Origin of the sequence: Capnocytophaga sp. FDAARGOS_737 (assembly GCF_009730375.1) — a bacterium.
In the GTDB taxonomy this organism is placed as follows: Bacteria; Bacteroidota; Bacteroidia; order Flavobacteriales; family Flavobacteriaceae; genus Capnocytophaga; species Capnocytophaga leadbetteri.
In genome coordinates, this window is record NZ_CP046316.1 from 2,253,945 (window position 1) to 2,265,745 (window position 11,801).

Sequence of the window (11,801 nt, forward strand, 5' to 3'; positions counted from 1 at the left end):
TAAATAGCGTTTCGCTAATTGAATAGGTTCCACTTCACACCCAACCGTATGATAAAATCGCGGTAAGGCTGTCGAGGGGTAGCATAATAATGGTACGGATTGCCTAAAACAGAGGGCAGCAAACTGCTTAAAGGCACGTGAAATTGCTCTAAGCTAAAGAAAATACGCATCGTACGTACCTTAGCATTCAAAAAGAAGTCGAGCATAGGGTAGTTGCCTATCTTCTGAGCGTCTTGTACCTGAAATTCTGCCAATAGCGGGTTGTACTCATTAGCGTAATACTTACTAAAGTAGTTAAGCCCAATACCTGTTTGCAGTATCATTGCTTTGTTAAAAAGCGGACTCTTAAAATAGAAACTATTCCGAGTGACGAATGCAGGCACATTAAGCACTGACTCGTCTTGTACTACTTGCTGATAAAGAAGCGTGTTATCGAGTCCAAACTTGCCAAAAACAAACTCTTTCTGTAGCTTGAGTTGCAAATACTGAATATTCCCTCCGTATTGCGCTGGAGCTACTTGCCCTGTAGATTGTGGTTTAAAATAAGTGTAATTATTAAGATTGGTAAGGTCTAAATGCACACTACCCCACTGTGTTTGCAGGTCGGCATAGAGCGTTTGGTTATTCTCCTTCCCAAAGGAAGTGTAGTTATCCCAATTGTAATTCTTATAATCACTTTGGTAAAGCAGATAGTTGAAGTTAGGCATAGCAGAATGCAACATAGCCCCTGCACTTAGCTTGTTCTGAGCATCTAATGCATACGATAGCGTTCCCTTCAGCTGCGTGCCTGTCATCTTGCCGACAAAGGTTTGTTCACCTTCAGCTGTAATGCTAAAGCCGCCTACTTTCTTATGCCATTGCAACCCTATGCTTAGGTCGGTGTCCTTTATCTGGTGGCGCTGTAGCACTCCTCCTACGTAGTAAGCATTGCGAAAATAGTAATTGTAGTGATAAGCATTACCAAAGACGAATGTCCTACCCAAGTAGGGCAACTCTAACTCAGCCCCTACTCTATTGTGCATCTTCTGCAAGCGCATCTTATCGCTGAGGCTACTACTTACTAAAGCCGTACCTAAATAAGCATTAGCGGCTCGCTCACCAAAGGCGTAGTACTCCGTTTCGTACATAAATAGGTGACGAAAGCGTATTTGTTTATAAGAGGAAAGTGAATCGCGTTGCCGCAAGAAAGCGAAGTCGTGCTGTAAAAAATAGCGCTTACTCTCGCGTTGGTTTTCAGCATCTAACAGATTCATATCTATCACAGCACGGTTTTTAAATTGCTTATCACCACTCTCAAACTGCCGAGGGGTAGTCATACCTCCATTCTCCTGACTATCTATATCGTGATTGGCAAAATGGGCAAAAAGAGTATACTTTTTATTAGGGGATACGTACGAAACCCCTGCTCTAAAGTTACCATTACTCACCAGTGCCCGCTGATATTTACCCAAGGAGCGCAGTCCTCTATAAGCGATGAAAATATTAGTAGTGGGCTTTAGATTAGCAGAAAAGAGTACATCAAGGGTTTGCCCTTGCTCCATTCCTGTTTTGTAAGTAAACTGAGTGATAGGGGTAGGCAAGTAATAATAAGTCACCTCTTCAGGGGTGAGGTATAGCTGTGCTTTAGCCTCTGCTCCCATTTGTGGGAAGTAAGCGCGCTTACGAAAGTCATAAGCTAACGTATTGTAGGGCTGACCCATATTGCCAAAAGGCATCTTGCCAAACATATCCTTGCCCCAAGCGTTATGCTGATAGTATTTAGCTATCGATATAGAGGTGTCAATAGCGGTAGTATCGCGTGTATAAGTGATTATTTTGTAGGCATCTGCCGTAAAGGTGATACTATCTTTTTTCTTTTTAGGCCGCAATGATTTAAAGGTTACAGTGCTCCCTTTTTCTGAAGTCTTACGCCCCTCATAGTCTCTGTCTTCTTGCGCCAAAAGCAACATCGGACAAAGAACTAAAAAGAAGAAATATAAAAATGGTTTAAAAGTCATTTGCTTGCAATTAGACCGCAAAGGTAAAAAACAATTAGCAATTTCGCAAATTAGCAAAAGGCACTATCAGTAAATAAAAATTTAGGAATTGCCCGATAAGCACGAGAGTGGCTGCCGCGAAGAGTACAAGGCGACGGCGTTTGGCAGCTGCCGATAGCAGCAGCAAGAAAGGCAATACAAAGCTGAAAAGCATCATCAGTATAAGAAGAGGGGTATAACCATTAGCTTTCAGCACTTCGTAATACACCGTTTCTTCAGGTATATTGGCATACCATATCAGCATAAACTGCGAATACCAAAGATACGCCCAAAAACAAGAGAAAGCAAATACATATTTACCCATATCGGCATAATGTACCGAACCACTAAAGAGGGTAACCAATGCCATAGCCGAAAGAAGAAGACTGCTAAGCACATACCAGCTGTAAAGACTACTATGCCAGTGCGGAGTAAGGCTTAAAAGCCAATCGGCTGATAGGGGTAACTCTATAAGAAAAAACACGACTAAGAAAAGTACGTGAGGATAAGTTTTCTCAGCTATAGTTGCTTTTGGCAACACCCCATAGCGGTATACTAACCACACCGCGGTATAGCCTCCAGCACGCAACAGATAGTAAGGCTCGGCATTGCGCCACGCCAATAAGGCTAATAAGGCTATAGTTATCACCCATAGGGGGGCGCTAACACGCTGCATAATAGGGTATAAGTCAGTTGCCCAAGTAGCCTGTGCTACCCTATTGATAGCGTAAAACACTAGTACCCCTACTAACGTAAGCGCGCTGTACAGCACAACGGTATATAATACACTCCAGAAGTCCATTATTTTTGGTTTTTGATAAATAGGTTGTTCAATTCTCTCACTCTCTTTTCTGTTTCCTCTAAGTTGATGTTTTCAATCACAGCATCCGAGAGGGCAATGCGCTGAGCGTCTGTCCATTGCTGTGCCATACGCGCTCGCACTTGGGCTTCAGTACTCCCGTCACGACTCATACATCTACTGATGCGTAGAGCTTCGGGTGCTGTAACAGTGATGATGAAATCGCAGTTCTTATAACTACCGCTCTCAAAGAGTATTGCTGCTTCTTTTATAACGTAGGGTGAGGTCTGTAGGGCTACCCACTGATTAAAGTGGTCAGCAAGCACAGGGTGCACTATACTATTAAGCACCGCCAACTTATCCGGATTGCGAAATACGATGTCGGCCATATAAGCGCGGTTATATACTCCTTCAGCATAAGCCTCTGCCCCAAATACCTCTACGATGCGCTTCTTTATTTCAGCAGAAGTATTAATGAGTTTTTTAGCTTCGGTATCCGAATCATATACCGCTATGCCTAAGGCTGCAAACAGTCGCGCTATAGTGCTCTTGCCGCTCCCTATTCCTCCAGTCAGTCCTACTACTTTCATTCTTTTCTGATTAAAAAATCTACTTTATCTTCACCGAAGAAACTTATCTTCATTCGTTTTTTCTGAGTGCTAAGCTGCAAACTAATGCTACTGCCTTCAGCTTTAGCAAAATCGGCTGTAGCTTGTATATCATTAGGGGTAAGTGCTTTCAGTATGCTCAAGTCGCCAGTGCAAAGTACCGTTATCTCATTGGGGAATACCTTCACTTGACTGTCTTTAGGCACATTTACCACCTGCACAGGCACTTTCAGCAGTTGCTCACTCACCTTATCTACAAAGGCTTCCATCTTAATAGTATGAAGGTCGTAAGTAATGTATTTGGTGTTCTTAAGCGAATAGTTTTTGCTAAAATTATCTTTGATAAGTTTCTTTTTAGTATACTGAAAAGTCACTTGGGTAAGGGTGTCAATCGCTTTTTGACTGCCATAAGCCGTTACCGAATCAGGGGTGATGCGCAGTTCTGTCAGCTGGTATTCTTTGGCATACTCTACATTCAACTGCATTAGCACGGGTATTTTCTTACTGACTTTCTTCTCTAAAAGCAGTGTAAGGGTATCAGAGACTACCGAGCGTATTTTAAAGTTCGACAAATAAGTATTCGTAAGTTTCTCTCTGGTGCTTTTAGATAAACAATACTGAGCCCCTTCTATGTGTTTCAGGTCTGTATAGTCTACGCTTAGGGCTTCGTTTTGCGAATAGGTCTTCAGCAGGGTAAACCCATTGCCTTCTACTAATAGCTTAATAGCATTAGGAGCTGAAGGCATCAGCACTTGGTGTGCAGGCAGGTTGGTAACCACCACCGGCACTGATACTTCGCGCAACAGGTTTTTAGAAAGCCTTATCAGCGACCATAAGAAAGCAGATAGCAGCACGCACACTACGAAAGTGAGCGTCCTGCTATCTTTTAGAAATATCCGAATCCGTTTCATATTTTGTAGGTTGTTACATATTGTTCGCTTCTGGCAAAAGGGTAAAGTACACCTTATATTCGCGCCCATTATCTTCTATCAGCGCATACCCATCACGACCACTAGTAAGGGCTTCATACTGCTCAATAGGTAGCTTGCCCGACATCACCACCTTAGGATAACGTATAGTATTTTTTATTACAATGTCTTTAGAAAATACTATCTCTTTTATCGATACATTTTTTAACTCTTCATTAAAAGTAAGTTGTATTTGCTGTGGATAATAAGCAGCTGTCTTACTGTATAAAAGTGCTTTCTCTACTGTCAAACGCGGGTGGTTAGAAGGACGACGATTGATAGTAATATCCTGACTGTACACTTCTGATTCTTTATTGATACTAGTCACTATCAACCTGATATGAAATCGCCCTGCGCGCACATCATCTGTTATTTTAAAAGTAGCACTTGTACGAGTAATGCGTATAGGGGTCAAATATATATAGTGGCGACCATAAGTATAATTGTAAGGCTCTAATCTCAGTTGTGTAGGGAATGGTTTATAGATAAAATCAAAATCCATATTCTCGCCATAAATAGTAAACTCATCATCTTTGTTGAGTACTGTTTTAGAGATAGAACGTATCACAGGGGTACCCGCTATTTGCACTTGTATAGCTTGTTTTTTGCTATTCACTAACGGAAAAGTGTATTCTTTACTACCTTTCTTCATCACAAAAGAAAAATCATTACCTTCAGCAGGAGGAGCAGCCACCTCATTAGGCATTTCTAAGTCTATAGAATACGAACCATTTCTTATAAACTTCTTGATAAAAGGATAATCCTTTCCTGCTTTGCGCAAATAATAAGTATATTGGTCTATCTCGTTTTTCTTTATAAACACTTGTGCCTCAAGCATATCCTTAGGCCATACTAACACATTGCGCACCTTGCCTAGGCTAGAAGTAAAGTAATCCATAATACCTCCAAAATGAGGGGTACCATTTATTAGCACAACGTTCCATTCACTTCGTTCAGTAATATCATCTAAGGTAAGTCTTAGGTTGTAAATACCATTTTGGTAAGTAGTAGAGGGCACTTCAGCAGTAATTACCTTTTGTTTTTGGTCAAGCTGCTTGATAGTAAGGTTTATTTCGGCTTGTGTTTCTTTATTGATTAACACTGCTCTTACAAGGCTCTTATCAGAAGGTAGGTATCCTGTTTTGATGTGTACTACATCTACTCCTGCATTATCAGTTACCTTAAACTCTTTAATCGATATAGAGGTAGGTTTTTTAAATGCTACTGATACAACATACACTCTTTTATGATAACCATTTTTAGCCGTAACTGTATAGGTTACAGGGTTTGTAAAGTCTGTAGGCACTTCTAACGCTGGATTGATAGTCGCTCCTGCTGGAAATTCTGCACAATAAGGTTCTAAGTTCTTTATATTCGTACCCGTAGGCACTGTTATAACAGCCGTTATTATATCACTATCCGAACTATAAGTAGGAACATAGTTTGTATGAAAAGCTCCGTCTTCACTCTTCAAAGCCATAGGGCCTATCTCTGCCTTCGTATCTTTATAGTGACTAACAACTACCTTATACTGCCTCTTGCTGCCATCTTTTGCTGTAACCGTATAGGTAACGTGGTTTTGAAAGTTTATTGATGTTTGCAATGCCGGACTAATAGAGGCTCCCACAAAATCTATGAGCGGGGTAAGCTGTAGAGGGGCATCGTCAGGCAATATTGCCACTATGGTTTCGCTGTATACAGTAGCCGTATAGGCAGTGTTATCAGCAGCTACTACAGCAAAACTGAGTATTTCTTTACGCGATGCCTCACTATCTGTTTGGGTAGTGTCAGTTTGAGTGGTTGCCGTCTGGGTAGTGCTAGTTTGAGTAGTACTCGTTTGGGTAGTAGCGGTCTGCGTAGTGGCTGTAAGCGTGCCTGTTTGGGTAGTAGTTGTTTGGGTACTACCTCCTGTCTCTTCTTGCGGCTCATCTTTAGTACAAGCCCAAAACACAAATATTGCTGCTAATAAAAAAAGTAATCTGTTCATAATATTATTTTAGTATTTTCCTTATTATTCTAATTTTCTAACTGAAAAGACGACTATTTCAGTAGGACTTTTCTCTGTAACTATCCACACTGTTCTGTCCAAATCAACATCAATAGCGATAGGCGACACCGATTCTACAGGAAAATCCTTTATCAGGTTGCCCTTATCGTTATACAAATAGGCTTTTTGGGTAGAAAGGTCGTTTACGCTTACGTAGTTTGTTCCTCCTATTCTAAACAGACGCGGACGCTCGTATTTACCATTGAGCAGCTCTATTTTCTTAGTTCCAACAGTAAGTATATTACCCGATAGGGCATAGAGCAGGTACTTATTCCCGCCCCAATAGAAAGGGGCTTCAAGGTTCTTTTTCTCTTTTCTGATACCGCCCTTTTCATCTATAAATACGGCATAGCCCTCATTGGTGGTAAACATAAAAAGTCCGTTCCATACAGCAGGTGGGTTGTCAGAAAAAGTGTAGCGGTCGCGTACCGTGATGCGGTTCTCGCCATTGCGGTGCAGTATATTGAAAATACCGTTATCGGCGGCATAGATTAGATAATCGCGATCAGCAATCCGAAAGTGCTTAGGCGTGTAGAGGGGCTTGCCATTAGTGCGCTGAAAAAAGCCCTTTACCACTTGCCCTTTGCGGTCTAACAGGTGCAGTGTCTGATTTTCAGCAAACAGAAAACGATATTCCCGATCGGCATTATAGTCAAAGACCTCTAAAGGGGTAAGCTGTCCCTTGTACTTGTGTGGGAAAGGCTCTACCTCTTTGCCATTGCGGTCTAACACCCATACAGTTTTTTCAGTAGAAAAAGCCATTTGCAGAAAACCATTCTTAAAAAGGTCTACTTGATAAATAGGACTTTGTATTTTGCCGTCTAAGTGCTTTTTCCAGAGTAGCGAACCGTTATTGCCTATAAGGTAAAGGTCGTTATTAGCATCTTGTACCGCTATTTCCAGCTGTTTAGTGCGGTGGTTTAGCAGCAAAGTAGGTGGTATAACCATCTGGTCGTCAAGGGCAAAGCGAAAGCGCTCTCGCATCTCGTCAGTAAGATTGCCTTCTGGCTGATGCTCGCATACGAAGTTCAGCACGTAGTAATCGTTCTGAGGCGTCTGCTGAAACAGTGCCCAGCGGTAATGCTCAGCTATATAAGGGTACTGCAAACTAAAGGAAGATTGGTCATAAAGGTTAGCAATACGGCTGAGGGTAACGTTCGAGGCACTGTGCTGAGCCAATTGTTGGTAGGCTTTGTTATATGATAGGGTATTGCCGCGCTGCATATCATTCACTACCGAGATAAGAAGTTCGCGGGTCGGGGTAAAGATAAGGTTTCTCTGATATACCCCTACGTAACGAGGCGTAAAATCAGGGGCAAAAGCCTTAAAGAAAGAAAGCGGCAGCTCTGGGTTGAGGTCGTACATAGCGAAGTTGTACTGAAAATCTTCAGATAGTACAGGCAACTGCTGCAGTGCATCGTCTACATTATAGGCTGAAGCAACCGCAAAATACCCATCGAGTGTTTGGGCAAAAGCGATACCATTAACACTCGTAAGAAAAGGCGATTGTTGCGCCAAGCTATCAGGCAGACTGATAAGATCGGCATCGTCAAACGAATAGGCCGTGAGCTTAAGCACCCGCGCGGGCAAATGGTCTATAAGAGTGTTCTGATAGGGTTGCGTGCGCAGCATACAGTCAGAAGTGTTGTTTTCTTTGTCGATAAGACTGATACCGCTAAAGCGCACATTGTTTTCTTCTAAAAAAAGGTCAAAAGTCACCCAATTGTTATTGTTGGGCAGTACATCTGTGCCAAAGAAAGAGCGAAAATAGGTATTAGCCCCTTCCTGCGAAAGGAAAATGCTAGCAGCACACTCGTTATTGCTGAGTTTTTGCAAGGCTTCTAAATCTTGCTGACGAGTGGTAAGGGGTTTATCTTTGGGCTGCGCATAGCTACCCACTTTGTCTGTATCGCCTATAATGAGGTAATCGCCCTGTAGGGTGTAAAACCATTCCTTGCCAAATTGGGCTTGCTTCTGCACTTTGTCATTCGCTTTTTTCCAAATACTAAGGCTGTCATTAGTTATATGGGGCGTTACAGCAAAGAAATGATCATCAGCCGAAAAAGCCACCCACAGATTCTCATCAGTAGGAAGGGTATTGAGTATCTTCACCTCGTGCAAACGCAATGGGTGAGGGTTATGCTGCTTCCAAAATGAATTGTTAGCGATAACACTTAAGAAATTGTCTTTGTCATTGATGCGATAGATAACAGCCGTGTCTTCAGGAAAGGTGAAAGGAGTGACAACAGCTTTCTTTTCAGCTGAATCACAAGCTATTAGCGATAAGAAGAGCGATATGTATAACAGGAAGTACCTCAAGATGTATAAATGTTGATGATTAGGCAAAGAAAGCAGCTGATACTTTTTTCTAATAAAGTATCATCTGCTTTTTTGTTGTGACCGCAAGGGGATTCGAACCTCTATCGTCAGAACCGGAATCTGATATTCTATCCAGTTGAACTATGCAGCCAATTTTCTGTTATGCTTAAGCTAATAGCGATTTTACTATAGCCGAAATTACTTTCCCATCGGTTTTGCCCGCTAATTGCTTAGTAGCTACTCCCATTACTTTGCCCATATCTTTGGCAGAGGTGCCCCCTACTTCAGCTATAATAGCTTTCACGGCTTCTGTTACTTCTGCTTCCGACAGTTGTTTAGGCAAGAATTTTTCTATCACTGCCACTTGTGCCAATTCGGGTTCAGCCAAATCGTTTCTTCCTTGCTGTGCGTATAGGGCAGCACTATCTTTGCGTTGTTTTACTAATTTCTGAAGGAGTTTTAGTTCCTCTTCTTCTGCTAGTTCAGCAGCGGCTCCTGCTTCGGTTTTAGCCAGCAGTATAGCCGATTTAATAGCTCTTAATGATTCTAATGCAATGGTATCTTTAGCTTTCATTGCTTCTTTCAGAGCGTCCATTACCTTAGTTTGTAAACTCATAATTCATTTAATATTATAAGGGCAAAGTTACGCCAATATTTTTAACTGCACAATATTTTGCCCACATTTTTTTATTTCCACTGTAGCGATTCCATTATTTTGCGAATATCCTTTTCTATATAAGCACTAGCCGGCTGTATAGAATCGTAGTTCGGCACTGCCTTAAAGTAGATAGAACCCGAAATAAAGTGTCGCAGACTGTCAGTTGCATAAAACTGCGATTGCGAAGCGGCATTGCCATACACTTGGTAAAACATACCGTACACGTGGGTACTATCATTAGCAAAAACGGTAGAAGCTATATTATCAGCTTTAATGGTGTGCTCGTAGGTAAACTTTTGGGCATCTTTCAGCAGTTTTTTCAGGTTGCCTTCTACGGGCTTATAGGTCAGGTAGATAGTAGCGTGCATCGCGGGGTACTCTATGTTTATATCGCAATCGTGTGCCTGATATTTCACTTCCGACAGGCTGTTAGCCTGAAAGCTAAACGGACAGTTAGGCAGTTGGGTAACAGGTGCATAAACGGCAGGCGTATAGTCTAACCGCAACCCTCCTTTAGGTTTGGGCAGGGTATCGCCCCCACAACTGCTAAGCAGCGAGCCTATAACAAACAAGAGTGTATATAAAGATATTTTCATCAGCAAAAGGTGTATAGCTAATATGTGAAAAGAAAACCTCAGCAGTATAAGGGCTAAGGTTTTCTCGGTGTAATTTCAGAATAATATTTTTAGCGACTACAAAAAAGATTATTTAGCGTCTTTGTCAGCTGGGTTTTCTCCTCCTTTTTTGCAGCAAGATTTCTTACCGTCTTTTTTGCAGCAAGATTTTTTGTCGGCATTCTTGTCGCAACATTTTTTATCTTCTTTAGCGTCTTTTTTGCAGCAAGACTTTTTACCGTCTTTTTTACATTCTTTTTTGTCGCCGTCTTGGTCAGCTTTTTCTACCTTAGCATTAGCGTTACCGTCTTGGTCAAGTACTACGCTTTGGTTCATATCAACTGCTTTAACAGTAGCAGCAGTAGCGTTGGTGCTGAAAGCAAACATAGCGAATGCTACAGCCATTAGTTTCAATGTGTTCTTCATACGATATTTATTTAAATTATTTATTAATTTACAATTAGTTATTTTTCCTTATTTGATGACCGCACAAGCTATTGAGGCTACACTTATTTTCACCTCTGGTATGCTGCTTAAGGCGGTGTAACAGCGCTCAAGGGTAGACCCTGTAGTAATTACATCATCTACTAACAGCAGGTGCTTGCCTATCCATCGTTCAGGATTGCGGAGGGCGAAAATATAGTCATTTTCGTTAAACCGCTTCCATACAAACTTCCGCGTTTGGGTACCGACGGCATCGGTTTTTATTAGCAAATCATCTGTATAGGCTATCTGCATAGTGCGAGCTAAACTCTGCCCAAAACGCGCTACTTGATTATAACCTCGCCGACGCAATTTGCGTGGGTGCAGCGGCACTGGTAGCACCACTTCTGCTGAAGAAAAGGGAGCGGCAGTTGCTATATAGCTACCGAGCCACTTGCCAAGCCATTCACCTATTTCTTGCTTACCTTTGTACTTCAAATAGTGTATCAAATCTTGTGCCACATTGCGTTTTCCAAAGAAAAATAATGAGGTAGCTCCTTCTATAGGGCAACGATGCCTCAACGTTTGCCATAAGGGGTTGTTAGGCGATAAATGAAAAGAAGTCTCTTCTAAATGCGCTGTGCAATTAAGGCATAGGTACGACTGATGCGCCAACAGCGGCACCCCACAATGCAAACAGTAGCGAGGCTGCAATACCGAACGTATATCATCAAAAAGCAAAGCAAAGAGGGGTTAAGGTTAATAATGGCATTTGGCACACTCGGTGCTGACTTTCTGCGTGCGATGACACTCTATGCACCACCCCATAGTGAGGGGAGCGTGCTGTCGCATAACCTCCATTTTAGGCACCTCACCGTGACATTGTTGGCAGTCTAACCCTGCCACTTTTACGTGTTGTGAGTGATTGAAATACGTAAAATCGGGCAGCTTATGTATGCGCACCCATTGTACTCCCTGCGGCTTGCCAGTGTACTTAAACTGTTGTTCGTCCCAGCCTGCAGCAGCGTATAGTTTCTTTATTTCAGCAGTGTAGAAGGCTTTGGTATAACCTTGCGCAAGGTCTTCTTCGCCCTCATACTCGCTTATCGTTTTATGGCAACCCATACACACATTCAGCGAGGGAACGGCAGCCATAGCCGACGAGCGAGCCCCCGAATGGCAGTATTGGCAATCTATCTGATTGTCGCCCGCGTGTATCTTATGCGAAAAGTGTATCGGCTGCACAGGCTCATACCCCTCATTCACCCCTATTTGCATCAGATAGGCGAACAAGGCATAACAGCCTCCTAAAAAAGCCAATACCACTGTTATTATTATCAAACTCTTTTT

General features: G+C 42.2%; 11 protein-coding genes and 1 tRNA gene. All 12 read right to left on the bottom strand.

What is annotated here, in order from left to right:
* Positions 1–14: 14 nt before the first annotated feature.
* The 12 genes from FOC45_RS09885 to FOC45_RS09940 all read right to left on the bottom strand — a co-directional run bounded on the left by FOC45_RS09885 (position 15) and on the right by FOC45_RS09940 (position 11,792).
* Entirely contained in the window at positions 15–1,997 is a 1,983-nt protein-coding gene (locus FOC45_RS09885; protein WP_034539271.1) for a putative porin, read from the bottom strand.
* A 34-nt stretch (positions 1,998–2,031) separates the two neighbouring features.
* On the bottom strand, positions 2,032–2,817 hold the full coding sequence (locus tag FOC45_RS09890; protein ID WP_009389581.1) for a hypothetical protein: 786 nt from the start codon (positions 2,815–2,817) through the stop codon (positions 2,032–2,034).
* On the bottom strand, positions 2,817–3,404 hold the full coding sequence (gene coaE / locus FOC45_RS09895) for a dephospho-CoA kinase (RefSeq protein ID WP_009389582.1): 588 nt from the start codon (positions 3,402–3,404) through the stop codon (positions 2,817–2,819). Before coaE ends, FOC45_RS09890 begins: the two co-directional genes overlap by 1 nt.
* Positions 3,401–4,333 (bottom strand): hypothetical protein, encoded by a 933-nt coding sequence (locus FOC45_RS09900; RefSeq protein ID WP_009389585.1) that lies wholly within the window; start codon positions 4,331–4,333, stop codon positions 3,401–3,403. Before FOC45_RS09900 ends, coaE begins: the two co-directional genes overlap by 4 nt.
* A 13-nt stretch (positions 4,334–4,346) precedes the next feature.
* Positions 4,347–6,377, bottom strand: a complete 2,031-nt coding sequence (locus FOC45_RS09905) for a hypothetical protein (RefSeq protein WP_009389586.1) — start codon at positions 6,375–6,377, stop codon at positions 4,347–4,349.
* Positions 6,378–6,401: 24 nt separating this feature from the next.
* Positions 6,402–8,756, bottom strand: coding sequence for a hypothetical protein (locus FOC45_RS09910; RefSeq protein ID WP_009389588.1), 2,355 nt, complete (start codon positions 8,754–8,756; stop codon positions 6,402–6,404).
* Between the two features lie 78 nt (positions 8,757–8,834).
* A tRNA-Arg gene (locus FOC45_RS09915) sits at positions 8,835–8,907 on the bottom strand.
* A 15-nt stretch (positions 8,908–8,922) separates the two neighbouring features.
* On the bottom strand, positions 8,923–9,372 hold the full coding sequence (locus tag FOC45_RS09920; RefSeq protein ID WP_009389590.1) for a GatB/YqeY domain-containing protein: 450 nt from the start codon (positions 9,370–9,372) through the stop codon (positions 8,923–8,925).
* Positions 9,373–9,443: 71 nt separating this feature from the next.
* Positions 9,444–10,010: a gliding motility lipoprotein GldD gene (gene gldD, locus FOC45_RS09925; RefSeq protein WP_009389592.1), complete on the bottom strand. Its 567-nt coding sequence runs from the start codon at positions 10,008–10,010 to the stop codon at positions 9,444–9,446.
* A gap of 108 nt (positions 10,011–10,118) precedes the next feature.
* Positions 10,119–10,454, bottom strand: coding sequence for a hypothetical protein (locus tag FOC45_RS09930; RefSeq protein WP_009389593.1), 336 nt, complete (start codon positions 10,452–10,454; stop codon positions 10,119–10,121).
* A 48-nt stretch (positions 10,455–10,502) separates the two neighbouring features.
* On the bottom strand, positions 10,503–11,192 hold the full coding sequence (locus FOC45_RS09935) for a ComF family protein (RefSeq protein WP_034539259.1): 690 nt from the start codon (positions 11,190–11,192) through the stop codon (positions 10,503–10,505).
* Between the two features lie 18 nt (positions 11,193–11,210).
* Positions 11,211–11,792: a cytochrome c3 family protein gene (locus tag FOC45_RS09940; RefSeq protein ID WP_231121860.1), complete on the bottom strand. Its 582-nt coding sequence runs from the start codon at positions 11,790–11,792 to the stop codon at positions 11,211–11,213.
* Positions 11,793–11,801 lie beyond the last annotated feature (9 nt).

What these genes read in the sequence shown, in the direction of transcription:
- FOC45_RS09885 (WP_034539271.1), bottom strand. Translation starts at nt 1,997, where the DNA reads ATGACTTTTAAACCATTTTTATATTTCTTCTTTTTAGTTCTTTGTCCG.
- FOC45_RS09890 (WP_009389581.1), bottom strand. Translation starts at nt 2,817, where the DNA reads ATGGACTTCTGGAGTGTATTATATACCGTTGTGCTGTACAGCGCGCTT.
- coaE (WP_009389582.1), bottom strand. Translation starts at nt 3,404, where the DNA reads ATGAAAGTAGTAGGACTGACTGGAGGAATAGGGAGCGGCAAGAGCACT.
- FOC45_RS09900 (WP_009389585.1), bottom strand. Translation starts at nt 4,333, where the DNA reads ATGAAACGGATTCGGATATTTCTAAAAGATAGCAGGACGCTCACTTTC.
- FOC45_RS09905 (WP_009389586.1), bottom strand. Translation starts at nt 6,377, where the DNA reads ATGAACAGATTACTTTTTTTATTAGCAGCAATATTTGTGTTTTGGGCT.
- FOC45_RS09920 (WP_009389590.1), bottom strand. Translation starts at nt 9,372, where the DNA reads ATGAGTTTACAAACTAAGGTAATGGACGCTCTGAAAGAAGCAATGAAA.
- gldD (WP_009389592.1), bottom strand. Translation starts at nt 10,010, where the DNA reads ATGAAAATATCTTTATATACACTCTTGTTTGTTATAGGCTCGCTGCTT.
- FOC45_RS09930 (WP_009389593.1), bottom strand. Translation starts at nt 10,454, where the DNA reads ATGAAGAACACATTGAAACTAATGGCTGTAGCATTCGCTATGTTTGCT.